Source organism: Actinosynnema sp. CS-041913, from assembly GCF_050942485.1.
GTDB lineage: Bacteria > Actinomycetota > Actinomycetes > Mycobacteriales > Pseudonocardiaceae > Actinosynnema.
Window position 1 is genome coordinate 8,371,605 of sequence record NZ_CP192037.1, and the last position, 23,311, is coordinate 8,394,915.

25 protein-coding genes and 1 pseudogene are annotated in these 23,311 nt (G+C 72.0%); 10 read left to right on the forward strand and 16 right to left on the reverse strand.

From position 1 onward, the window contains the following. The first annotated feature begins 4 nt into the window (after positions 1-4). On the forward strand, positions 5-700 hold the full coding sequence (locus ACQPZF_RS37655) for a TIGR03089 family protein (RefSeq protein ID WP_433265342.1): 696 nt from the start codon (positions 5-7) through the stop codon (positions 698-700). Between the two features lie 76 nt (positions 701-776). Here the strand turns inward: ACQPZF_RS37655 and ACQPZF_RS37660 are convergent, their stop codons facing one another. Continuing rightward, positions 777-1,181 carry a DoxX family protein gene (locus ACQPZF_RS37660; RefSeq protein ID WP_433265344.1) on the reverse strand — a complete coding sequence of 135 codons (405 nt, stop codon included), beginning with the start codon at positions 1,179-1,181 and terminating at the stop codon, positions 777-779. Positions 1,182-1,325: 144 nt separating this feature from the next. Between ACQPZF_RS37660 and ACQPZF_RS37665 the strand changes: the two genes are divergently transcribed. Both ACQPZF_RS37665 and ACQPZF_RS37670 read left to right on the forward strand, forming a co-directional pair. Beyond that, positions 1,326-1,664, forward strand: coding sequence for an ArsR/SmtB family transcription factor (locus ACQPZF_RS37665; protein WP_433265346.1), 339 nt, complete (start codon positions 1,326-1,328; stop codon positions 1,662-1,664). Further along, a complete protein-coding gene (locus tag ACQPZF_RS37670) occupies positions 1,654-2,136 on the forward strand; it encodes an SRPBCC family protein (RefSeq protein WP_433265348.1) in 483 nt (160 codons plus the stop codon). Before ACQPZF_RS37665 ends, ACQPZF_RS37670 begins: the two co-directional genes overlap by 11 nt. A gap of 135 nt (positions 2,137-2,271) precedes the next feature. Here the strand turns inward: ACQPZF_RS37670 and ACQPZF_RS37675 are convergent, their stop codons facing one another. From ACQPZF_RS37675 to ACQPZF_RS37705, 7 genes are all read right to left on the reverse strand, one after another. Next, positions 2,272-3,435: an acyl-CoA dehydrogenase gene (locus ACQPZF_RS37675; protein WP_433265350.1), complete on the reverse strand. Its 1,164-nt coding sequence runs from the start codon at positions 3,433-3,435 to the stop codon at positions 2,272-2,274. A 93-nt stretch (positions 3,436-3,528) separates the two neighbouring features. Next, positions 3,529-3,996 carry a 5-(carboxyamino)imidazole ribonucleotide mutase gene (gene purE, locus ACQPZF_RS37680; RefSeq protein WP_433274893.1) on the reverse strand — a complete coding sequence of 156 codons (468 nt, stop codon included), beginning with the start codon at positions 3,994-3,996 and terminating at the stop codon, positions 3,529-3,531. A 17-nt stretch (positions 3,997-4,013) separates the two neighbouring features. After that, positions 4,014-5,201: a 5-(carboxyamino)imidazole ribonucleotide synthase gene (locus ACQPZF_RS37685; protein WP_433265352.1), complete on the reverse strand. Its 1,188-nt coding sequence runs from the start codon at positions 5,199-5,201 to the stop codon at positions 4,014-4,016. Between the two features lie 97 nt (positions 5,202-5,298). Further along, positions 5,299-6,294, reverse strand: a complete 996-nt coding sequence (locus tag ACQPZF_RS37690) for an ABC transporter permease (protein ID WP_433265354.1) — start codon at positions 6,292-6,294, stop codon at positions 5,299-5,301. After that, positions 6,291-7,163, reverse strand: a complete 873-nt coding sequence (locus ACQPZF_RS37695) for an ATP-binding cassette domain-containing protein (RefSeq protein WP_433265356.1) — start codon at positions 7,161-7,163, stop codon at positions 6,291-6,293. Before ACQPZF_RS37695 ends, ACQPZF_RS37690 begins: the two co-directional genes overlap by 4 nt. Further along, on the reverse strand, positions 7,163-7,564 hold the full coding sequence (locus tag ACQPZF_RS37700) for a GntR family transcriptional regulator (protein ID WP_433265358.1): 402 nt from the start codon (positions 7,562-7,564) through the stop codon (positions 7,163-7,165). The genes ACQPZF_RS37695 and ACQPZF_RS37700 overlap by 1 nt, the downstream gene beginning before the upstream one ends. A gap of 163 nt (positions 7,565-7,727) precedes the next feature. Further along, positions 7,728-8,552 carry a GGDEF domain-containing protein gene (locus tag ACQPZF_RS37705; RefSeq protein ID WP_433265360.1) on the reverse strand — a complete coding sequence of 275 codons (825 nt, stop codon included), beginning with the start codon at positions 8,550-8,552 and terminating at the stop codon, positions 7,728-7,730. 146 nt (positions 8,553-8,698) lie between these two features. Here ACQPZF_RS37705 and ACQPZF_RS37710 point away from each other — a divergent pair, with 146 nt between their 5' ends. The 3 genes from ACQPZF_RS37710 to ACQPZF_RS37720 are packed head-to-tail and all read left to right on the forward strand — an operon-like array spanning position 8,699 to position 12,118. Beyond that, positions 8,699-10,960: a sigma-70 family RNA polymerase sigma factor gene (locus tag ACQPZF_RS37710; protein WP_433265362.1), complete on the forward strand. Its 2,262-nt coding sequence runs from the start codon at positions 8,699-8,701 to the stop codon at positions 10,958-10,960. A 38-nt stretch (positions 10,961-10,998) separates the two neighbouring features. After that, a complete protein-coding gene (locus ACQPZF_RS37715) occupies positions 10,999-11,517 on the forward strand; it encodes a GtrA family protein (protein ID WP_433274894.1) in 519 nt (172 codons plus the stop codon). 55 nt (positions 11,518-11,572) lie between these two features. After that, positions 11,573-12,118: a GtrA family protein gene (locus ACQPZF_RS37720; protein ID WP_433265364.1), complete on the forward strand. Its 546-nt coding sequence runs from the start codon at positions 11,573-11,575 to the stop codon at positions 12,116-12,118. On the opposite strand, the gene ACQPZF_RS37725 is transcribed toward ACQPZF_RS37720, so the two are convergent. Beyond that, entirely contained in the window at positions 12,115-12,879 is a 765-nt protein-coding gene (locus ACQPZF_RS37725; protein ID WP_433265365.1) for an inositol monophosphatase family protein, read from the reverse strand. The two genes, ACQPZF_RS37720 and ACQPZF_RS37725, sit on opposite strands and share 4 nt — an antisense overlap. Positions 12,880-12,911: 32 nt before the next feature. Here ACQPZF_RS37725 and ACQPZF_RS37730 point away from each other — a divergent pair, with 32 nt between their 5' ends. Beyond that, positions 12,912-13,583, forward strand: a complete 672-nt coding sequence (locus ACQPZF_RS37730; RefSeq protein ID WP_433265367.1) for a response regulator transcription factor — start codon at positions 12,912-12,914, stop codon at positions 13,581-13,583. Continuing rightward, positions 13,583-14,857 (forward strand): ATP-binding protein, encoded by a 1,275-nt coding sequence (locus ACQPZF_RS37735; protein WP_433265368.1) that lies wholly within the window; start codon positions 13,583-13,585, stop codon positions 14,855-14,857. Before ACQPZF_RS37730 ends, ACQPZF_RS37735 begins: the two co-directional genes overlap by 1 nt. A gap of 178 nt (positions 14,858-15,035) precedes the next feature. On the opposite strand, the pseudogene ACQPZF_RS37740 reads toward ACQPZF_RS37735, so the two are convergent. The 7 genes and pseudogenes from ACQPZF_RS37740 to ACQPZF_RS37770 all read right to left on the reverse strand — a co-directional run. Then, positions 15,036-15,284, reverse strand: a pseudogene (locus ACQPZF_RS37740) (hypothetical protein); the annotation flags it as partial. After that, entirely contained in the window at positions 15,281-17,878 is a 2,598-nt protein-coding gene (locus ACQPZF_RS37745; RefSeq protein ID WP_433265370.1) for a TNT domain-containing protein, read from the reverse strand. The pseudogene ACQPZF_RS37740 and the gene ACQPZF_RS37745, both read right to left, overlap by 4 nt. 17 nt (positions 17,879-17,895) lie before the next feature. Beyond that, on the reverse strand, positions 17,896-18,204 hold the full coding sequence (locus ACQPZF_RS37750; protein ID WP_433265372.1) for a WXG100 family type VII secretion target: 309 nt from the start codon (positions 18,202-18,204) through the stop codon (positions 17,896-17,898). Then, entirely contained in the window at positions 18,201-18,656 is a 456-nt protein-coding gene (locus ACQPZF_RS37755; protein WP_433265374.1) for a YbaB/EbfC family nucleoid-associated protein, read from the reverse strand. The genes ACQPZF_RS37750 and ACQPZF_RS37755 overlap by 4 nt, the downstream gene beginning before the upstream one ends. Positions 18,657-18,793: 137 nt before the next feature. After that, entirely contained in the window at positions 18,794-19,723 is a 930-nt protein-coding gene (locus ACQPZF_RS37760; protein WP_433265376.1) for a hydroxymethylglutaryl-CoA lyase, read from the reverse strand. Continuing rightward, positions 19,710-20,240, reverse strand: coding sequence for a PH domain-containing protein (locus tag ACQPZF_RS37765; protein WP_433265378.1), 531 nt, complete (start codon positions 20,238-20,240; stop codon positions 19,710-19,712). Before ACQPZF_RS37765 ends, ACQPZF_RS37760 begins: the two co-directional genes overlap by 14 nt. A gap of 32 nt (positions 20,241-20,272) precedes the next feature. Further along, positions 20,273-21,055 carry a biotin--[acetyl-CoA-carboxylase] ligase gene (locus tag ACQPZF_RS37770; protein ID WP_433265380.1) on the reverse strand — a complete coding sequence of 261 codons (783 nt, stop codon included), beginning with the start codon at positions 21,053-21,055 and terminating at the stop codon, positions 20,273-20,275. A 289-nt stretch (positions 21,056-21,344) separates the two neighbouring features. On the opposite strand from ACQPZF_RS37770, the gene ACQPZF_RS37775 reads away from it, so the two are divergent. Further along, the gene (locus tag ACQPZF_RS37775; RefSeq protein WP_433265381.1) at positions 21,345-22,976 is read left to right on the forward strand and encodes an acyl-CoA carboxylase subunit beta; all 1,632 of its coding nucleotides are present in this window, start codon (positions 21,345-21,347) and stop codon (positions 22,974-22,976) included. After that, entirely contained in the window at positions 22,973-23,185 is a 213-nt protein-coding gene (locus ACQPZF_RS37780; RefSeq protein WP_433265383.1) for an acyl-CoA carboxylase subunit epsilon, read from the forward strand. The genes ACQPZF_RS37775 and ACQPZF_RS37780 overlap by 4 nt, the downstream gene beginning before the upstream one ends. Positions 23,186-23,311 lie beyond the last annotated feature (126 nt).

The following is a 23,311-nucleotide window of genomic DNA, read 5'->3' on the forward strand; positions in this document are numbered from 1 at the left end:
CGCCATGACCGTCACGGAAACCCTGCTGACGCCGCTGTTCGCCGCGGGCCCCGGCCGGCCGCTGATCACGCACTACGACGACGCGGCCGACACGCGGGTCGAGCTGTCCCGTGCGACGATCGGCAACTGGGCGGCGAAGACGGCGAACTGGCTGCGCGACGAGCTGGACGTGGAACCCGGCGACCCGGTGGCGGTGCTGCTGCCCGCGCACTGGCAGACCGCCGGCGTGCTGCTCGGCGCGTGGTGGTGCGGCGCGGCCGTGACCGACGACCCGGCCGGGGCGAAGGTGGCCTTCGTGCCGCCCGGCGCGGTGGCGTCCGGTGCCGGTGTGACGGCGACGGTTTCCTTGCACCCCATGGGTTTGGGCTGCGGGGCGGAGGTCGACTACGTGGACGAGGTGCGGGTGTTCGGCGACGAGTTCATGCCGTGGTCGCCCGTTCCGGGCACGACACCCGCACTCGGGAAGTCCACTGTGGACGAAGTGGTCGCGGAGGCCCGGCAGCGGGCGGCGACGTTGGGCATCACGGCGGACGCGCGGGTGCTGTCCACTGTGGAGTGGACGCAGCCGGACGGTCTGCTGACCGGTTTCCTGGCCGTGCTGGCGGGCGGCGCGTCGCTGGTGCAGTGCAGCAACGCCGACCCGGACCGCCTCCCGGCGCGGCGCGCCACCGAGCACACGTCACTCGACCTCGTCGGCTAGCCCGGCCGAGCCTGGTTCGCCGAAACCGTCTGTCCGACAACGATCTGGACCACGACGAACCAGGCCGGCCTCAGCACTACACTTCGGCGGTCCGCTTGCGCCGGACGAGCCGGTCGACGGTGAGCGAGCCGCCGTTGAAGCCCAGCGCGAGAGCCGCCACGCCGAGCGCGAGCACGAGTTCGTAGCCGCCCTGGCCGAGCAGCCCGTTGGGCAGGTGCACGATGATCAGCGCGCCGAGCATGTCCAGCGCCAGCAGGACACCGACCACCGGCAGCCCCGCGCCCGCGATCAGCAGCGCGCCGCCGGCGAGTTCGACCAGGGTCGCGAACCAGGCGGAGACGGTGGGGAGCGGCACACCCATGCCCTGGAAGGCCTGGGCGGTGCCGTCGAGCCCCCACTCGGTGACCTTCTGCCAGCCGTGCGCGAAGAACACCACGCCGACGCCGATCCGTCCGATGAGTGCCGCGACGTCCCGAACCATGCCTGAGATCCCTTCGTTCGATGGCAGTGCGCGACCGACGTTATATGAAGATTCAACCAAATCCGGCATTTGGAGCAAGGTTGACAGCATCCCGACAGGGGCGTAGAAAACCAGACAGTTAGATAACCAACCGGTTGGGTACACATGGCAGACGACCCGCTGAGCATCACCTTCGCGGCCTTGGCCGACCCGACCCGCCGAGCCATCCTGGCCCGCCTGGCGGAAGGGGCGGCCACGGTGAAGGAACTGTCCGCGCCGTTCGCGATGAGCGGCCCGGCCGTGTCCAAGCACCTGCGGGTGCTCGAACGGGCGGGCCTCATCGTGCGCGGTCGCGACGCGCAGTGGCGTCCCTGCACACTCGACGCGACGCCGTTGCGCGAGGTCACCGAGTGGGCCGACGGCTTCCGCCGGTTCTGGGACGAGAGCTACCGCCGGCTGGACGCCTACCTGGAACGGATGAAGGAGCAGCAAGATGACCACTGACACCGCTTCGCAGTGGAGCACGCCGTCCGCCGTGGAGGTAGCGGTCACCAGGACGTTCGACGCGCCTCAACGGCTGGTGTTCGACGCGTTCACCAAACCGGAGCACATCGTCCACTGGATGCTGGGCCCGGAAGGCTGGACCATGCCGGTCTGCGAGGTGGACCTGCGCCCCGGCGGCCGGTGGCACATGGTCTGGCGGCGGGAGGACGGCACGGAGATGAGCATGACCGGCACCTACCTGGAGGTGACGCCGCACTCGCGGACCAGGCAGACCGAGTCGTGGGGCGGCGACTGGGCGGAGACCGTGAACACGACGCAGTTCATCGCCTCGGGCTCGCGGACGACCGTCGTGCAGACCATGAAGTTCCCGTCCGAGGCCGAGCGCGACCGGGCCACGGAGACCGGCATGAAGAACGGGGCGGACATCAGCTACGACCGGCTGGCGGGCTACCTGGCCACGTTGGGCGCGTAGCGGAGCGCCCGGAGGCGACGGTCTTCGTCTCCAAGCCGTTCCGGACAACCTCGGCCGCCGGGCCGGTGTCCCTCGATGAAACCGTCGAGGGACACCGACTGCGACAGCACTACGCAACCGGAAGGGAACGCACCACTAGCGGTTGAGCAGCGCCCGAGACATCACAACGCGCTGGATCTGGTTGGTGCCCTCGTAGATCTGGGTGATCTTCGCGTCACGCATCATGCGCTCGACAGGGAAGTCCCGCGTATACCCGGCCCCACCAAAGAGCTGCACGGCGTCCGTGGTCACCTCCATAGCCACATCGGAAGCGAAGCACTTGGCAGCAGCCGTGATGAAGCCGATGTTCGCCTCCCCACGCTCAGCCTTGGCCGCAGCCACATACACCATGTGACGAGCCGCCTCGATCTTCATCGCCATGTCGGCCAGCATGAACTGCACGCCCTGGAAGGAAGAGATCGACGTGCCGAACTGCTTGCGATCCTTGACGTAGGCCACGGCGGCTTCCAAGGCGCCCTGCGCGATACCCACCGCCTGCGCCCCGATGGTCGGACGGGTGTGGTCGAGGGTGCGCAGGGCCGTCTTCAGGCCCGTGCCCGGTTCGCCGATGATGCGGTCCGCCGGGATCGTGCAGTTCTCGAAGTGGATCTCGCGCGTCGGCGAGCCCTTGATGCCCAGTTTCCGCTCCTTCGAGCCCACCACGAAACCGGGGTCGTTCTTGTGCACCACGAACGCCGAGATGCCCTGGGACTTCTTCGGCGCGTCGGGGTCCGTCACCGCCATCACCGTGTACCAGGTGGACTCGCCGGCGTTGGTGATCCAGCACTTCGTACCGTTGAGCACCCAATGATCGCCGTCCAGACGAGCGCGCGTGCGCATCGACGCCGTGTCCGAGCCCGCCTCGCGCTCCGACAGCGCGTAGGACGCCATCGCCTCACCGGACGCGATCGACGGCAGTACCTGCTGCTTCAGCGACTCCGACGCGGACAGCAGGATCGGCATGGTGCCCAGCTTGTTCACGGCCGGGATCAGGGACGACGACGCGCAGGCGCGGGCCACCTCCTCGATCACGATGCACGTGGCCACCGAGTCGGCGCCCTGGCCGTCGTACTCCTCGGGCACGTGCACGGCGGCGAAGCCGGACTTCACCAGCGCGTTCAGCGCCTCGACCGGGAAGCGCTCCTGCTCGTCGACGTCGGCCGCGTGCGGCGCGATCTCCTTGTCGGCCAGCGACCGGACAGCCTCGCGCAGCGCCTCGTGCTCCTCCGCGAGCTGGTAGGTGCCGAAACTCGGGTCCACGTTAAGTTACCTCCCGGTAGGGCCTGCTACCGAGATGTTAGCGCGCGTTCACCGCAGGCACCCGTGTGCCGTCGACAACAGGGCACGAACCGGCTAGAGCGCCGCCCGCAGCGCCTCGTCCTTCTCCAGCACCAGCCGCTCCAAGGACGCCTGGAACGACGCCATCCGGTCCTGCAACACCGGGTCGGAAGCGGCCAGCACGCGGACCGCCAGCAGGCCCGCGTTGCGCGCGCCGCCGACGGACACCGTCGCCACCGGCACGCCCGCCGGCATCTGCACGATCGACAGCAGCGAGTCCATCCCGTCCAGGTACTTCAGCGGCACCGGCACGCCGATCACCGGCAGCACGGTCGCCGACGCCACCATGCCCGGCAGGTGCGCCGCGCCGCCCGCGCCCGCGATGATCACCCGCAGCCCGCGCCCGGCGGCCGACGTCGCGTAGTCGAGCATCCGCTGCGGTGTCCGGTGCGCGGACACCACGCTGACCTCGTACGGCACGTCGAACTCCGCCAGCGCCTCGGTGGCCGCCTTCATCACCGGCCAGTCCGAGTCGCTGCCCATGATCACGCCGACTGACGTCACTGCTGTCCTCCGTGGATGTCGTACCCGTCGAGCCACACGCCGTCGGACAGCCAGCGCGCCGCGAGCCTCGCCCGCTCCCGCACCTCGTCCATCCGCTCCCCGAGCAGCGTCACGTGGCCGATCTTGCGTCCCGGCCGCTCCGCCTTGCCGTACAGGTGCACGTGCGCGTCGGGGAACCGGGCGAACAGGTGGTGCAGCCGCTCGTCCGGCCCCATCTCGGGCACGTCCGCCGCGCCGAGCACGTTCGCCATCACGACGGCGGGCGCGGCCAGGTCGGTCGCGCCGAGCGGGTAGTCCAGCACGGCCCTCAGGTGCTGTTCGAACTGGGACGTCCGCGCGCCCTCGATGGTCCAGTGGCCGGAGTTGTGCGGGCGCATCGCCAGCTCGTTGACCACCAGCCCGGACGCGGTCTCGAACAGCTCGACCGCCAGCAGGCCCACGACGCCCAGCTCGGCGGCGATCCGCAACGCCAGCTCCTGCGCCTCCTCGCCGGTCGTCTCGGGAGCGGGCGCGAGCACTTCGACGCAGATGCCGTTCCGCTGCACGGTCTGCACCACCGGCCACGCCGCGCCCTGGCCGAACGGCGACCGCGCCACCAGAGCGGCCAGCTCGCGGCGCATCGGCACGCACTGCTCGACCATCAGCGGCGTCCCGGCGGCCAGCAGCTCGGGCACCACGCGCTGCGCGCTCTGCGGCGTGTTCAGCATCCACACGCCCCGCCCGTCGTACCCGCCGCGCACGGCCTTCAGCACGCACGGCCACCCGTGCTCCGCGCCGAACCGCAGCACGTCCGCCGTCTCCAGCACCGCGCTGAACGGCGGCACCGGCAGCCCCAGCTCGGCCAGCTTGACCCGCATGACCAGCTTGTCCTGCGCGTGCTCCAGGGCTTCGGGGCCGGGGTGCACCTTCACGCCGTCGGCGACCAGGGCGCGCAGGTGCTCCTGCGGCACGTGCTCGTGGTCGAACGTCAGCACGTCGCAGGCCTTGGCGAAGGTCCGCAGCGCGTCCAGATCGGTGTGCTTGCCCAGCTCGACGTCCCGCGCGACGAGGGCGGCGGGGTCGGAGTCCGACTCGGCGAGCACCCGCAGCGACTGGCCCAGCGGGATGGCCGCCTGGTGCGTCATCCGGGCGAGTTGGCCGCCGCCGATCATGCCGACGACCGGGAGACGAGTTCGGGAGTCCACGGGTGACAGATCCTACCTGCAAAAACAGGGAGGCTTCGCACGCCCCCGAAGCGCGCGAAGCCTCCCTCCGCCGGGTCGATCAAGGTGTCCGGAAGGACTAGAACCGGTGCGAGCGGCGCACCCACAGGTGGGTCAGCGTGAGCAGCCCCGCCGCCAGCAGCCCGAACACCGCGAACTCGAATAGCTGGAACGGCACCAGGCGCTCGACGGGCTGGTAGTCGGTGAACGTGTTGACGACCCCGTGCCCCCTCAGACAGTCGACGAACCCGTCCGCGGTGTCGTACGACCTCGTGCCGCACACCCGCGGAAACTCGATCTCGTTGCCCGCCGCGTCCATGTAACCGCTCGCGACGTACATGGTCAGGTCGTCGGGCACACGCGGGCCGCCGAAGCCTCTCGGCGAGTCGTACGGCTGGATCCGCCGCAGCGGTGTCTGGAAGTACGGCCGCCACACCACGCCGACCGCCATCCGCACCGCGATGAACAGGCCGAGCGTCAACCCCATCGAGAGCACGGTCCGCCGGGTGATCGCACTGACCGCCAGCCCGAGCGCGAACCCGAACGCGGCATACCCGATCTGCAGGAGCGGCGCGGACTCGAAGACCGCGCTCTCGAACGGCCGGTACGGGAAGTAGTCCTCGCGCGCCGAGTTCATCGCGTTCTGCCCGGTCCGCACCGCTGAGCCCAGGGCTGCCGCCAAGCCGACCGCGGGCACGCCGAGCAGCACCATCTTGCCGACCAGCCACCGGGTGGGCGTGATGTCCTGCGTCCACACCACGACGCTGGTCTTCTGCTCGTACTCGCGGGACAGCAGCGGAGCGGCCCAGAACACCGCGATCAACCCGCCGAACGCGATGGAGGCGATCGAGGCTAGCTGGGACGCCCCGTTGAACCCGCCCAGGAACAGGAAGTCGTGCTGGTACGTGCCGGTGGCGTCGGTGACCCACGCGATCACCAGGCAGGCCAGCGTCACGCCGCCGACGGCCAGCGCCACGCCGCCGAGCTGCCAGCGGTGCTGGCGCCAGGTCAGCCACAGCAGGTCGCCCCAGCCGACCTTGGCCCGCTGCGCCACGGGAGTGGAAGTGACGGTCATGCGAGCCCCTTCCGGGTTGCCGCGAGCTGCGCGAGCACGTAGTCCTCCAACGTCACGGGCCGCTCGGTCCACTGCCCGGCGACCACCGGCCGGGGCTGCCCCTCGGGCAGCTTGACCAGGAACGTCGACTGGCTGCCCCGGTGCCGCGCCTCCACCACCTCGCCCAGCGCGGGCGGCACCTCGGAGCGCGGACCGGCGTAGGACACGTGCCGCGCGAGCAGCTCGTCCAGGTCGCCGCCGGCCAGCAGCCGGCCGTGCGCGAGCAGCAGCAGGTAGTCCGCGACGCCACCGAGTTCGGCCACCACGTGCGTGGACAGCAGCACGGTCATGCCGGTCTCGTCGACCTCGCTGAGCAGCTCGGCGGTCACCTCGCGGCGGGCCAGCGGGTCCAGGTTGGCCAGCGGCTCGTCCAGCATCAGCACGGTCGGGCGCGAGCCGATGGCCAGCGCGAACGCCACCTGCGCCTGCTGGCCGCCGGACAGCTTGCCGCACGCCTTGTCCAGCGGGATCTCGAACCGCTCCAGCCAGCGCACCGCACGCGGCTGGTCCCACACCACGTTCAGCCGGCGGCCCAGCCGCAGCATGTCGGCGGCGCTGAAGTGCCGGTACACCGGCTTCTCCTGGGACACGAACGCGACCCGGCCCGCCGTGCCCACCGACCCCTCGTCGGCGTTCAGCAGGCCCGCGAGCACGCTCATCAGCGTCGTCTTGCCCGCGCCGTTCGCGCCGACCAGCGCGGCGATCCGCCCGGCGGGCAGGTCGAACGTGCACTCGCGCAGCGCCCACTTGCTGCGGTAATTCTTGCCCAAGCCCTGTGCGCGCACCGCTGCCGCGGCGGTGTCCACCGGCTCTGCCACGCTAGTGGCCATCAGACCGCCACCCCTTTCCCCTCGTTCTTCGGATCTCCGGCGATCACAGACCGCACCAGCGCCTCGATGTCCTCTTCGTCCAGCCCGGCCTCCCGCGCTTCCCGCACCCACAAGGCGAGCCGCTCTCTCAGCGCGTCCATCACCTCCGGGTCGGTCGAGCCGAGCCCGGCCTTCACGAACGTGCCGGAGCCCTGACGCGCCTCCACGAGCCCGGACAGTTCCAGCTCCCGATAGGCCTTGAGCACGGTGTTCGCGTTGACGCCACTGTTCGCGACCACGTCGCGCACAGTCGGCAGCCGGTCCCCCGGCCCCAGCCAGCCCAGCCGCAGGGCCTCCCGGACCTGCCGCACGAGCTGGAGATACGCGGGGAGGCCGCTGGACCGGTCGATGCGGAACTCCACCCGACGCCTCCAAAGTGTTCTACTCAACTAAGACACTAGAAGACCGTACCGAAGCACTCCGCGTCAAGTCCGGGAGGGCCGGGCACAGGCGAGGCCCGCGACGCGAGGGGCACGTCGCGGGCCTCGGGGACAGGGGTCGAACGGGCGCTGGACAGGGGTGACGTCAGCGCCCGAGGCTGGTGATCAGCTCGATGGCCTCCTCATATGTGGCCGGCAGCGGTTCGAGCCAAACCTTCACCGGGCCGGCCGGCGCCACGTGCGGGTCGACGGCGAGCCGGTCGGCGGTCAGCAGGCGCAGGTTCAGCACCGCCCGGTGCAGGCGGACGTCCTTCTTCACCAGCACGGCGGCCACCGACGGGCCGACCGACGCGACCGTCTGGCCCGAGTCGAAGACCTCGCGCAACGCGTCCGCCAGCAGCGTCATCGCGACCACGCGGGACCACCCGGACGTCCGGGTCAGGTCCAGCGACACCAGCACCAGCAGGTGGTCCTGCCGGCCGGACGTCCGCGCCTCCGCGTACACCTCGCGCAACCTCGTCCGCAGGTACGCGCCGGTCGCCAGGCCGGTCAGCGGGTTGTCGGCGGCGCAGCTCGCCGCCTGGTCGGTCAGCACGTCGCCCCAGCCCAGCGCGGTCGCCCGCATCATCCGGGCCGGGATGGCGTCCACGTTCGGCGACACGATCCCGGTCGAGCCCGGCGGCTCCGCCAGCACCGCGTGCAGCGCCGCCAGGTCCAGCAGGGTCTCCGCCAGGCCCGCGCCCGCCTCGGCCCGCGCGCCGCCCAGCCGGTACAGCGCCGCGGCGGGGTCGGCGGTGTCCAGCACCGCCGCGCACACCTCGTCCACCTCCGCCAGCGGCCAGTCGCCCGGATACGACCAGCCGGCCGCCATGGTCGCGGTGCGCCACCGCGATCTCAGCGCACGCACCACGTCCGCGCCGGCCCGCCGTGCCGCAGCCCTGCTGCCGGCGCCTGCTTCCCGCACACCCACCCGGATGCCTCCTCGACCTGGGGACTTCGGTTACGAGACGTCGCAGGGGCTCGTCCATGACGGCACCGCGCGGACCCGGTTGGGGGGTTACTGGTGACGGTCCGCCACCCGGTAGGCCACACTTGGCGCGCGAGGAGGGGGGACACGTGGCGACCGTTCCGGCTGAAGTCCACGGGCCGAGCGACGCGGAGCTGATCGACTCCGTGCGCGGCGGGGCGATCGACGACTACGGCCGGCTCTACGAACGCCACGTCGGCGCGGCCTACAACCTGGCCCGCCAGCTCGCCCGCTCCTCCGCCGAGGCCGACGACCTGGTCTCCGACGCGTTCGCCAAGGTGCTCGACACGCTGCGCGCGGGGCGCGGGCCGGACTCGGCGTTCCGCGCCTACCTGCTCACCGCGCTGCGGCACACCGCGTACGACAAGACCCGGCGGGACAAGAAGGTCGACCTCGCCGACGACATCACCGCCGTGGCGGGCCCCGAGGCGACGTCGGTGCCGTTCCGGGACACCGCCGTGGCCGGGCTGGAGCGGTCGCTGGCCGCGCAGGCGTTCGCCCGGCTGCCCGAGCGCTGGCAGACCGTGCTCTGGCACACCGAGATCGAGGGCCAGTCGCCCGCCGACGTCGCGCCGCTGCTCGGGCTGACCGCGAACGGCGTGTCCGCGCTGGCGTACCGGGCGCGCGAGGGCCTGCGCCAGGCGTACCTCCAGGTGCACCTGGCCGAGACGACCCCCGAACGCTGCCGCGCCACCGTCGACCGGCTGGGCGCGTGGACCCGGGGCGGGCTGTCCAAGCGGGAGACGACCCAGGTCGAGGCGCACCTGGACGAGTGCGTGGACTGTCGTGGGCTGGCCGCCGAGCTGGCCGACGTGAACGGCGCGCTGCGCGCGTTCATCGCGCCGCTGGTGCTGGGCGTGAGCGCTTCCGGCTACCTGGCGGCGACGGCGACCACCGCGAAGGCCGCGACCGCGGTGGCGGTGGGAGCCGGCGCGGGCGGTGCCGCGAGCGCGACGGGTTCCGCACCCCGGCAGGTGTTCGGCGCGGCGGCCTCGGCGGCGGCGCTGGCGATCGCCGTGATCATCGGTCTGGCGTCCGGCGGCGAGGGCCAGGCGCCCGTCGCGCAGACCGTGGCGCCGCCACCCGCGACGACAGCGCCCCAGTCCCCGCCGCCGCTGCCGACCCCGCCGACGCAGGACCCGCCGACCACGACGGAGCCCCCGGCGACCACCACGCCCGCGCCGACGACCCAACCGACCACGTCGACGTCGACCACCCCGCCGTCGACCACTCCCACGTCGACCACCGAGCCCGCGCCACAGCCCGAGCCGGAACCGCCCACGCCGCCGAGGCTCGTGCCCACGGTGCCCAGCGGCTTCACGCTGACACCCGGCTCGCCGCCGGTCGCGCTGCCGATCACGGTGCGCAACACCGGCGAGACGACCTCGACGCCCGCCAGCGCGGTGCTGACCCTGCCGCCGGGCGTGCGGGCGGTGGGTCCGGGCACGTCGCTGACCGGCGCACGGCTCGTGCAGCTCGACGGAGCCGACGACCAGACCGTGGGCTGCCCGGCGGGCGCGGGCGAGATCACGTGCGGCACCACGCAGGGCATCGCGCCCGGCGGTTCGGCCACGTTCGTGTTCCGGCTGCGTGCCGAGCAGGAGGCGGTCGACGACGCGATCACCGGCACGGTCAGCGCGGGAACGGCGGTCTCCGTGGGCGTCCGGGTGGACCTGACCATCCGGCCCGGCGAAGACGACCTGGACCTCCGGGCGCACAAGTGGCACCACGGGTTCTGGGATCCGCGCATCGACATCAAGGCCACCAACACCGGGGGCCGGGCCGGGACGCTGAACCTCGTGGTCGAGTCCGACCACGGCATCACGCTCGTCGCGCCGCGGCCGGACTGCGAACGGACCCGGCACCGGGTCGTGTGCACGCACGAGCTGGAGCGCGGCGACTCGTTCCGGCTGTCGGTGTGGGCGTTCGGCCTGCCGTTCCGGGGCGGCAACGTGACCGTCACCGCGACCCTCGGCACGGCGTCCAAGACCGTCGAGGTGCCAGTGGGGCGGCATCCGGGCGACGGGCACCTGCCCGAGCCGCCGGTCGAACGCCCCGAGCCGCCGGTGACCACCACCACACCCGTGCCGACCACCACACCGCCGTCGACGCCGCCGGCGGAGCCCACCAGGCCGACCGAGCCCACCGAGCCGGCGGAGGAGCCGACCGAGGAGCCGTCGGACGAGCCGTCGGCCCCGCCCGTGACGACCACGCCGCCGCCGGCCACCGAGCCGCCGCCGACCACCACACCGCCGCCCGCGCGGAGCGAGCCGCCGTGCCGCCCGGCCCCGCCGTGGTGGCCCCCGGCGCTGCGAGACCTCCTGCCACCGGATGTGTGCCGGACCCCTTGATGATCGGGTTCGCGCGCCGTGGGTAGGCTGCCCCGGTGCTGCCAGTCGTGCGCAGGATCTTCAGCCGTCTTCCGGAGCCCGTGCGCTTCTTGATCAACAAGCATCGCGAGCTGATCAGGTTCGCGGTCGTGGGCGGCACGACGTTCGTCATCGACAACGGCGTCTGGTACGCCCTGAAGCTGACCGTCCTGCAGGACAAGGTGGTCACGGCCAAGGCGATCGCCGTGCTGGTGGCCGTGATCGCGTCCTACGTGCTCAGTCGCGAGTGGTCGTTCCACACCAGGGGCGGCCGGGAGCGGCACCACGAGGCCGCGCTGTTCTTCCTGGTCAGCGGAACCGGCATCGGCGTCAACCTGGCGCCGCTGTACGTGTCGCGGCACATGATCGACCTGCACAGCGAGCTGGCCGACTTCATCAGCGGCTCGGTGATCGGCATGCTGGCCGCGACCGCGTTCAAGTTCTGGGCCATGCGCAAGTTCGTCTTCCCCCAGGCGGACGCCCGCCCCTCGGTCCGCCCGCTGCGGGTCGTGCCCGAGGACGAGCGCGACGTGGCCTGAGCCACCCCGAAGCGGCCTGAACAGCACTTTTACCCGTTCTCCGTACACTCGTCCGGTGTCCGTAGTCGAGAACGTCGTCCGCCGCCTGCCCGAACCGCTGCGCTCGCTGGCCCTCCGCCACCGCGAGCTGCTCAAGTTCGCCATGGTCGGCGGCACCTGCTTCGTGATCGACACGGCCATCTTCTTCAGCCTCAAGATGACCGTGCTCACCGAGAAGCCGGTGACCGCGAAGATCATCGCGACCCTGGTCGCCACGATCGTCTCCTACGTGCTCAACCGCGAGTGGTCGTTCCGGACCAGGGGCGGCCGGGAGCGGCACCACGAGGCCGCGCTGTTCTTCCTGGTCAACGGTGTCGCGATCGGCCTCAACTCGCTGCCGCTGTGGGCGTCGCGCTACCTGCTGCACCTCCAGGAGCCGCACGTGAGCCGGCTGGTGGAGGAGATCGCGGACTTCACCAGCGCCCAACTCGTCGGCACCCTCGTCGCCATGGCGTTCCGCTGGTACGGCTACAAGAAGTGGGTGTTCCCGGAGGCCGACTTCCGCCCCCGCGTGAAGCGCTCCTTCGACTCGCCCGACGACGAACAGCCCCTGGGCCGCTAGCCCCGGAGCAGGTCCAGCGCCACGTCGTGCAGGTGGCCGTTGGTGGACAGCACGTTCCCGCCGTCGAACCGGTCCACCCCGGACAGGTCGCTGAACCGCCCACCCGCCTCGCGCACCAGCACCTGGAACGGCGCGACGTCCCACGGGTTCACGACCGCCTCCGCCGCCACGTCGATCGCGCCCTCCGCGACCAGGCAGTGCTGCCAGAAGTCGCCGAACGCCCGGTTCTCCCAGCACGCGTCCGCGAGCCGCAGGTAGGCCTCCCGCGAGTGGTGCTCGACCCACGAGCCGAGGTGCGTGGTCGACAGGTAGGCGTCGGACAGGTCCCGCACACCCGACACGGTGATCTGCCGCTCCCCCATGGCGTCCAGGGTGAACGCGCCCTCACCGGCGGCGGCCCACCAGCGGCGGCCCAGCGCCGGCGCGCTCACCACGCCCACCCGCGGCACGCCGTCCACCACGAGCGCGATCAGCGTCGCCCACACCGGCACGCCGCGCAGGAAGTTCTTGGTGCCGTCGATCGGGTCCACGACCCAGGTCCGGCCCTCGCCGACGACGCCGCCGCGTTCCTCGCCCGCGACCTGGTCCCCGGTCGGCGCGAGCACGGCGCGGATCGCGTCCTCCACGGCCACGTCGGCGTCGGTCACGGGGGTGCGGTCGGGCTTGCGCTCGACCACCAGGTCCCGCGCGCGGAACCGCGCGGTGGTGATCGCGTCGGCGGCGTCGGCCAGGCGGAGGGCCAGCGTGAGATCGGTGGACACGCGGGGATCGTGCCACGCCTACGCTGGGTGCCGTGAGCGTGGTCTTGCTGGCCGAGGACGACCCGGCCATCGCCGAGCCCCTGTCCCGCGCGTTGCAGCGGGAGGGGTACCAGGTGCAGGTGGTCGGCGACGGTCCCGACGCGCTGGAGGCGACCGCGCACGGCGGCATCGACCTGCTGGTGCTCGACCTCGGCCTGCCCGGCATGGACGGCCTGGAGGTGTGCCGCCGGCTGCGGGCGGGCGGCCGGGGCATCCCGGTGCTGATGCTGACCGCGCGGTCGGACGAGGTGGACTTCGTGGTCGGGCTCGACGCGGGCGCGGACGACTACGTGGCCAAGCCGTTCCGGCTGGCCGAGCTGATGGCCCGCATCCGGGCCCTGCTGCGCCGCCGCGCGCCCGGCACGCTGGAGGTCAACGGCGTGCGGATGGACCTCGCCGCGCGGCGCGTCACCGTGGACGGGCAGGAGGTGCAGCTCGCGAACAAGGAGTTCGAGCTGCTGCGGGTGCTCATCCAGCGGGCCGGGCAGGTCGTGCACCGGGACGAGATCCTGTCGGAGGTGTGGAACGACCCGGAGCTCAAGAGCAGCAAGACCCTCGACATGCACATGTCGTGGCTGCGCCGGAAGCTCGGCGACGTGCGGTCGATGGAACGCCGCATCGCCACCGTGCGCGGCGTGGGCTTCCGCTTCAACACCGCCGACTGATGAGGAGCCGCATCCTGCGGGCGATCCTGCTGGCCGTCGCGGTCACCGGGTTCGCCCTCGGCATCCCCCTCGGCTACACCGCGCTGCGGCTGGTGGACGACGGGGCGCGCGGCGACCTCGCGGCGCGCGCGCAGGGGATCGCGGCGTCCATCGACGACCAGATCGCGTCCGGCCGGCCGATCAGCCTGGAACAGGTGGAGGTCGGCGTGCCCGACGGCGGGCACCTGATCGTCACGTCCGCCGGCGGCCGTCAGGAGCTGGGCACGTCGCCCGGCGAGGACCCGCTGAGCGTCGAGGTGCCGATCGCGCAGCAGGGCACCGTGCGGCTGGAGGTGTCGTCCGGGCCGATGCACACCTCGCAGTACCAGGTCGCGGCGCTGGTCGTGCTGCTCGTGGTGCTGTCCGTGGGCACGGGGACCGTGGTGGCGACCGTGACGGCGCGCAAGCTGGCCAGGCCGCTGCGGCACGTGGCGGTGCGGGCGGCGCGGCTCGGCGCGGGCGACTTCCGGCGCGACGACCGGCGGCACGGCGTGCCCGAGCTGGACCTGGTGGCCGAGGCGCTGGACCGGTCGGCGGGCGCGTTGGCGCTGCTCGTGCAGCGGGAACGGGAGCTGGTCGGCGACGTGTCGCACCAGCTCCGCAGCCGGCTGACCGCGTTGCAGTTGCGGTTGGAGGCGTTGGCGGAGCACCCCGATCCGGAGACGGCGGCCGAGGCGCGGGCGGCGCTGGAGCAGGCGGAACGGCTCGCCGGCGTGTTGAACGAACTGCTCGCGGCGGCCCGTGCGGCGCGGGCGGTGGGCGCGGAGCCACTGGACCTGGGCGCGGAGCTGTCCGCGATCGCCGAGGAGTGGCGGGAGCCGTTGCGCGGCGTCGGACGGGCGCTGCGGGTGCGGGTGCCGGAGGGGCTGCTGGCCCGTGCCACGCCCGCGCGGCTGCGGGAGGCCATCGGCGTGCTGCTGGACAACGCGTTGCGGCACGGCGAGGGCCAGGTCGTGGTGTCGGCGCGCAGTGACGAGGGGACCGTCGTCGTGGAGGTCGCCGACGGGGGCGCGGGCGTGCCCGACGAGCTGGCCGGCCACATCTTCGAACGCGGCGTGTCCGGCGGCGGGTCGACCGGCGTGGGGCTGGCGCTGGCGCGGGCACTGGTCGACGCGGACGGCGGGCGGCTGGAGCTGTCCACCGCCCGGCCCGCGACGTTCGCCGTCTACCTCCCGGTGCCCAAGGCCGACGACGTGGTCGGCGTGACCTGGCGCACCGACCTCACGCCTCGGTAGGCATCCCGGTCTTCGCCGCGTCGGGTCGGGCGGTTTCGGTCCGCTCCGCATCGGGTTGGGCGCTCCCCGTCTTCGCCGCGTCGGGTCGGGAGGCACTGGTCTTCGCCGCGTCGGGTCGGGCGGTGCTGGTCTTCGCCGCGTCGGATTGGGCCGTCCCGGTCCGCTCCGCGTCGGGTTGGGGCAGCAGGCCGACCGCGCCGCGCACGACCTGCGCCCACACCAGCCGCCCGAACAGGTAGTGGCAGGCCACGTCCTCACTGGTGAACCGGGCCCAGTCGTACCGGTTGCCCTGCTCGCGCCAGAACACCTCGAAACCCTCGTCGTCGGCCACCAGGCACCAGGCGTTGTCCGCCTCGGCCCCGACCGACACCACCTCGGCGGGCACCCCGACGGCCAGCAGCCAGCCCTGGATCGACTCGGCGTTCAACGGACCTCCTCCAGGTACCCCAACGCGACCAGCTCGGCGACCGGGTAGGTGGTCCGGTACCGGACCCCGCCACCGGCCTGGCCGAACCACTCGGCGGACAACGTGAACCAGACCGGCAGCTCACGGACGACGCGGTAGCGGTAGTAGCCCGAGGCCAGCGCCGCCGGCGGCAGCGACCTCGCGGTGAACGGCGTGCCGGCCTCCGACAGGACCCGCCCTTCGGGACCGCCGAACCGGTCCACCTCGACCCCGACCGCGAGCACGCCGGGCTGACCGGCCTCGTACCCGCCTTCGGGGAACAGCTCGGCCGGCGGCCAGGCGTACTCGGGCGGCTCGGGCCGGACGAGGAACCGCCGATCCCAGTCCCGTTCGTGCATCCCGGCCTGCGGGTCGTGGCCCTCGGTCAGCGCCGGGTCCGGCTCGCTCGGCGGGCCGTGCCGGTACCTGGGCCGTTGCTGCGCGGAGGCGTCGACCAGGTGCCCGTCCGGATGCCCTTGCGGCTCGAACCTGAGGCCGGGCGCGAAGTCCTGTTCCTCGGGTGGCGCGGGGAGTTGCCGTGCGGGCTCCGACTGGGCCGGGGGCAGGGTTCCGCCGGGGAACATGTGCAGGAAGAAGAGGACCGTGGCGTCGTCCGCCTGGGCCTCTTTCCCGGCTCGCTGGGGGGCGACCAGTTCGGTGGGCAAGATCGCGTGGCCGGTCCCGATGGTCCCGGACATCGAACCGAACGCGCCGCCTCCTGGGCCGTTGGTGGCGCTGAACCGCTGACCGGGCACCGGACCCTCGTTCGGTCCGGTCGTTGGGACGCCTTGACCAGGCTGGGAAACCTGGCCCTGCCCGACCGCCGGGAAGCCTTGGCCCGGCACGGCACCCGGTGGGAAGCCCTGCCCCGGTCCGCCGCGCACCACCGTGTCGCGACCGCCTGCGGCGAGCGGCAGGATCGCGAAGCCCAGCGCCGCCTCATCGCGCGCTTTGGCCGACGCCTCCTGGCGTGCGCCGTCCTTGGCGGACGCCGCGTCCTTGGGCTGGGCGCCGTCCTTGGTCTGGCTGTGCTGGTTTGCTTGCCCTGCTTGGCTTCCCTGACCGGACTGGCTCCCCTGGCCGCCAGGCAGTTGACCGGGCTCCTTGGCCAACGGCTGCCCCGCCTGCGAACCGCGCTGGTCCGCCCGCTGCCCCGCCTGGGACTGCTGCCCTGCCTGTCCCTGTTGTCCCGCCTGTCCCTGCTGTCCGGCCTGCGACTGTTGACCCGCCTGGGACTGCTGTCCGGCCTGGGACTGAGCGGCCTGCCCCTGCACCGCCGCGACCTGCGCCTGAGCCGCCGAAGCACCAGCCCCGACCGCACCACCAGAGCCACCGACCGGCCCGGACGACACACCACCGCCGGGTCCACCGAACCCAGGAGCCTGCGGGGCGTTCGCACCCGGCGCGGGAGCGGCAGGTTGCTGTGCGGCAGGCGCATGCGCGTCCACCGGCAACACCGGCCGGTCCAGGACTGCCGCAGCCGAGGACGTCACCGTGTCCGCAGCCCGGCCGACCGTGTCCACGATCGGCCCGACGTTGACCGGCCCATCGCCCACCACCGGCGCGACGACCTGGTTGATCAGGCCAGGCGCACCGTCCCGACCGGGCCCGTTGCCGGAGCCACCACCGTGACCACCACCGTGACCACCGCCGTGCCCGTCGCCACCAGCCCCGTTGCCACCACCGTGGTCCGAGCCGCCGCCGTGGTCGCGTCCAGGTGTGACGTCGTCCACGACACCCTGCGCCACGTCCGTCACACCACCCACAGTCCGGTCCACCGTCTCGACCGCGCCCTGCACAACGTCCCCGGCGGTGTCGAGCACCGGATCGACGACCGCGCCAACGGTCTCCGTGACACCACCGAGCAGATCACCCACCAAGCCACCCCGACCGGGGACTTGCCCCCCGCCGTTCCCGTGGCCGCGATCCTGGGCCGAGCCATCCCCCGGCCCCTGCACATCCGGACCGGGCACACCCGGCACCTGCACACCCGGCACTTGCACACCCGGGACCTGCACACCCGGACCGTGGACACCCGGGTTGGCGTTCACCGGGTACTGGCCCACACCGATCTGCACGCCGGTGTCCAGGCGGATCGCGTTGGCCAGGGTGTTGGACAGGTGCCCGACGTTGGCGGCCGTCCCGCGCACCACCGTGTCCAGACCGAGCAGCGCGGTCGGGTGACCGGCCGCCGCGGCCTGCTTGGCGGCGTCGTTGTTCTTTGCGAGGTTGACCAGCTCCCGCACCATCTCGACCTTCGCCGCGCCCACCTGCTGGGCGGCGTGGTCGAGCCGGTCCGCGGCGGCGGTGCAGCCGCGGACCACCTCGTTCAGGCGGCCGTCCGGGGCGGTGAAGGTGTTCCAGTGGCGGCGGGCCGCGTCGCCCGCCTCGCCGGACATCGCGGCCAGCGCCTTGCCCGCCGAGCCGTCGGACTCGCCGGCGAGGCTGCTGAGCTTCGTGCCCGCGTCCCGCCAGGCGGTGGCCGACGAGCGCAGCGCGTCCTCGTCGGCACGCGGCCAGGCGACGCCGGCTTTGGCGGCGACCTCGGCGAGTTCGGCCGGCAGCTCGATCCCCATGTCGATGGCCCCTTGTGTCAGACCGCGCCGAGCGCGGTGCTGTTGCCGTCGTCGACCTCTCGGTAGGTGCGCGCGGTCTCGGCGAACCGCTCGCCGACGCCGCCGAACGCGGTCCCGAGGTCCCCGAGCCCGGTGAGCGCGGCGGAGGACGGCTGCACGTGGGACGACGCGAAGCTCTGCCCGATCGCGTCGTCGCCCCAGCAGGCGCCGAACGAGTCGAGCACCCCGCCCAGCTCGCCGAAGATCTTCCCGGCCCGCTCGGCGAACGTGCCGAAGTCGGCCGCGCCAGCGCCGAGCTTGGCGAGGTCGGTCTCGAACCCGGTCATCTCGATCCCCTCGGCGTCTCGACGTTGAGCCAGTCACGCTGTTCGAAGTCCTCGTCGTCCTCGACGACCCGTGGCCGCTTCGGTGGCGGCGGCGCGATCTCCTCGGGCCGCAGGTCCGCCGTGCCGCGCACCAGCGCCTCCGGGTCGGTGCCGGCGGGCAGCACGGGACTCAGCGTCCGGTACGTCCGCTCACCGGCTTCGGCGACCGCTTCCCGGGTCGTGCGCAGGATCAACTGGGCCAACTGCGCCGGGCGCAACCGGTACGCGGCGTCGGTCAGCTCCAGACCGGTCAACGTGCCCTGCGCACCGACCGTCGCGGTGACGGCCCCGTCGGGACTGGTCGCCGACGCGCTGATCCCGGCCAGGTCACGCTGCACGGACGCGAGCTGGTCACGGCTGCGCCGGTAGTCGGCCAGCAGCTCGTCAACCTGGGCGCGGTGATCGGTCGTCACGGCCACCTCCGGTCTACACCGTCCGGTCTACACCGTCGCCGGGCATGGTCGTCGGTCGCGCGTTGGACGTTACGACCCCGACCCCGGTTCCCCGCCGGTTCGAGCGATTTCCCGCAACGAACGGCCCATCCGACGATTCACCCGCGCAGCGCCCGCACCACCCGCGACGGGCTGGGACGCCCCAACCGCTCGGCCATCCACGCGCTCGTGTCGCACAACTTGTCCAGGTCGACCCCGTGCTCGATGCCCAGACCGTCGAGCATCCACACCAGGTCCTCGGTCGCCAGGTTCCCGGTCGCGGACTCGGCGTAGGGGCAACCGCCCAACCCGCCGGCCGACGAGTCGACCGTCCGCACACCGGCCTGCAAAGCCGCATACGTGTTGGCCAACGCCTGCCCGTACGTGTCGTGGAAGTGCACGGCCAACTGGTCCACGCGGTCGAAGCCGTTGATCAGCGCGGTCACCTGGCCGGGTGTCGCGACGCCGATCGTGTCGCCCAGAGACAGTTGGTCGCACCCCATGTCCAGCAGCTCCTTGCCGACGCCGATGACCTGTTCGCGCGCCACCGGCCCCTCCCACGGGTCGCCGAAGCACATCGACACGTAGCCGCGCACCCGCAGCCCCTCGGCGCGCGCCCGCGTCACCACCGGCTCGAACATGGCGAACTGCTCGTCCAGCGACGAGTTCAGGTTCTTCCGCGCGAACGTCTCGGTGGCACTCGCGAAGATCGCGATGTGCTCGACACCGGCCCGCAGCGCCCGGTCCAGGCCGCGTTCGTTCGGCACCAGCACCGGGTACGCGACGCCGGGCCGCCTGGTCAGACCGGCCAGCAGCTCCTCCGCGTCGGCGAGCTGCGGCACCCACTTGGGGTGCACGAAGCTGGTCGCCTCCAGCACCGTGCCGCCCGCGTCGGCGAGCCGGTCGAGGAACTCCAGCTTCACGCCGACGGGGACGATCGAGTCCTCGTTCTGGAGGCCGTCGCGGGGACCGACCTCCCAGAGGGTGACGCTCTCCGGGAGCCCTTCGCCGACGACCCGGTCCGGCAGTCCGACCTCACGCGCGCCCATCGATGACCCTGTTCTCCGGCTGGAAATCGTCGTCCGGGTTGTCGTTGATCTCCCGGTACAGCAGGGAGTGCACCTTCTCCACGCCCGGGATGTCGTCGAACTCCAGCGGCTCGTCCGACGCCGACTCGATGATCAGGGTGCCGCAGCCGAGGACCCGGTCCAGCAGGCTGTGCTCGAAGCGCACGCTGTTGATGCGGGTGAGCGGGATGTCCAGGCCGGTGCGCTTGAGCACGCCCTCCCGGTACATCACGCGGTCGCTCGTGACGATGAAGTGGGTGGTGCGCCAGCGGACCACCGGGGTCAGCGTCAGCCACGCCACGAGGACCGACGCCACCACGGCGATGGCGATCCAGGCGACGGACGCCCAGGACGCGTCGGACACCAGCGCGGCGAGATAGGCGCCGCCGCCGGCCGCGAGGAGGAACACCAGCACCGGCAGGAGCAGCATCTTCCAGTGCGGGTGCTTGTGGATCACGACGTGCTCACTCGGGCTGAGCAGGTCGTCCGGATAGGCCACGACGGTCCTTTCGCCAGGCGAGATGCCGGCTCTCACCGTACCCGTAGGTGCACCACGTCCCCGGCGGAAACCGCGTGGTCCACGCCTGCCTCATCGCGCACGACGAGCGTGCCGTCGACCGCCACGGAAAGTGCGGTGCCAGACAGTTGACTACCAGACAGTTCGACGCGCACCGATCGGCCGAGCGTGCCGCAGTGCCGGCGGTACTCGTCCAGCAGACCGGACCGCTCCGGATCGCCGTGCGCCTCCCGCCAGACCCGTTCCAGCCCGGCCAACTCGCCGAGCAGCGTCACGGCCACTTCCGTGCGGTCCACCGGGCCGTCCGCGTGCTCTTCGAGGCTGGTCGGCCGCAACCCACCCGCACCCGGCTCGACACCCGGCGGCAGCCGCGCGACGTTGAGCCCGATGCCGACGATGACAGCGTGGGCCGGCGTGATTTCCGCCAACACACCGGCTGCCTTCAGATCATCGACCAACAGATCATTGGGCCACTTCAACCGTGCCTGCACCCCCACCGAGGCGGCCGTGCGCACCAACGCGACCCCGGCGAGCAACGTCAGCCACGGCAGACGATTGGCAGGCACACCATCCGGCCGGAACAGCACACTGAGGTAAAGCCCCCCACCAGGCGAAACCCAGCCACGCCCCCGCCGCCCCTGACCGGCGGTCTGCGACTCGGCGATGAGCACCGCCCGGTCCACCACCTCGCGACGCAGGTCGGCGTTGGTGGACCCGGTAGCGGCGACCACGTCGAGCTTGGCGAACGAACCGACCAGCCGACCACGAAGCACATCGACATCCAGAGGCGCACTCACCCCGAAATCGTATGAGCGACCCGCCCCACGCGCTTCGTCGGAGCGGTGTGGAGGTGAGGCGGGCCGCCGAAGATCAGCCTGCAACCTCCACCGCACTGGAGGTCAACCCCAAATCACCCACCAACCCCCAGCAATCTCCACGCCAACAATTTCGCGCCAGCAATCTCCGCGCCCGGCCATTCGCCACCCACCTCCGCCCCGCCCTTCGCCGCCCACCCTGTCCCCAGCCGCCCCGCGAGGTCGCCCCGAGGATGGAAGGGCAAATCCACCACAACTAAGCTGCCTGGTCATGAGCAGTGCGACCGCCCCCATCGGCGAGGAGCCGGACGTCCACACCACGGCCGGCAAGCTGGCCGACCTGTACCGCCGCAACGACGAGGCCGTGCACGCCGGGTCCGCCCGGATGGTGGAGAAGCAGCACGCCAAGGGCAAGAAGACCGCCCGGGAGCGGATCGACCTGCTGCTCGACCCCGGCTCGTTCGTGGAGCTGGACGAGCTGGCGCGGCACCGTTCGACGAACTTCGGGCAGGACCGCAACCGCCCCTACGGCGACGGCGTGGTGACCGGCTACGGCACCGTCGACGGCCGTCCGGTGTGCGTGTTCAGCCAGGACGTCACGGTCTTCGGCGGCTCGCTCGGCGAGGTGTACGGGGAGAAGATCGTCAAGGTCATGGACCTGGCGATCAAGACCGGCCGCCCGATCGTCGGCATCAACGAGGGCGGCGGCGCGCGCATCCAGGAAGGCGTCGTCTCGCTCGGCCTGTACGGCGAGATCTTCCGCCGCAACGTGGCCGCGTCCGGCGTCGTGCCGCAGATCTCGCTGATCATGGGCGCGAACGCGGGCGGTCACGTCTACTCGCCCGCGCTGACCGACTTCGTGGTGATGGTCGACCAGACGTCCCACATGTTCATCACCGGCCCGGACGTGATCAAGACCGTCACCGGCGAGGACGTGGGCTTCGAGGACCTGGGCGGCGGGCGCACGCACAACACCAAGTCCGGCAACGCGCACTACCTCGGGGACAACGAGGAGGACGCCATCTCCTACGTCAAGGAGCTGCTGTCCTACCTGCCCGCGAACAACATGTCCGAGCCGCCCGTGTTCGACGCGCCGGACGACGTGGTGCACGGCTCGATCGAGGACTCGGTCACCGCCGAGGACCGCGAGCTGGACACCCTGATCCCGGACTCGGCGAACCAGCCCTACGACATGCACGAGGTCATCACCCGCGTGCTGGACGAAGGCGAGTTCCTGGAGGTCCAGCCGCTGTTCGCGCCGAACATCCTGATCGGCTTCGGCCGCGTGGACGGCCACTCGGTCGGCATCGTGGCGAACCAGCCGACCCAGTTCGCGGGCTGCCTGGACATCGACGCGTCGGAGAAGGCCGCGCGCTTCGTGCGGACGTGTGACGCGTTCAACATCCCGGTCCTGACGTTCGTCGACGTCCCGGGCTTCCTGCCGGGCACAGACCAGGAGTGGAACGGCATCATCCGGCGCGGCGCGAAGCTGATCTACGCCTACGCGGAGGCCACCGTGCCGCTGGTCACGGTGATCACCCGCAAGGCGTACGGCGGCGCGTACGACGTGATGGGCTCGAAGCACCTGGGCGCGGACATCAACCTGGCGTGGCCGACGGCGCAGATCGCGGTCATGGGCGCGCAGGGCGCGGCCAACATCGTGCACCGCAAGACGCTGGCGAACGCCGTCAACGAGGGCAAGGACGTCGACGCGCTGCGCGCGCAGTTGCAGCAGGAGTACGAAGACGCACTGTGCAACCCTTACGTGGCGGCGGAACGCGGCTATGTTGACTCTGTGATCCCACCGTCCTACACGCGGTCGTACGTCGCGCGGGCGCTGTCCATGCTCCGCGACAAGCGCGAGGTGCTGCCGCCCAAGAAGCACGGGAACATCCCACTATGACCACGCGCCCTTACCTGCGAGTCGTCCGAGGCACCCCGGACGACGTGGAACTGGCCGCCCTGACCGCCGTGGTGGCAGGCCTGGCCGCGGCCACCGCTCCCACCGAGGACAGCTCCCGGCGTTCGGCCTGGTCGGACCGCTCCCGACTGGTCCGCAACGCCCTGCCGCACGGACCGGGCGCCTGGCGCTCGTCCGCGCTGCCCCAGTAAGCCCGCGCGCTGCCCCAGTAAGCCCGGTTGTCCACAGGGAGCACCGGCTGCCTGTGGACAACTCGGCGATCACGCGTGCCCGGAAGCGTCCAGTGCAGGATCGCGCCATCGAGGTCGTGCAGACGT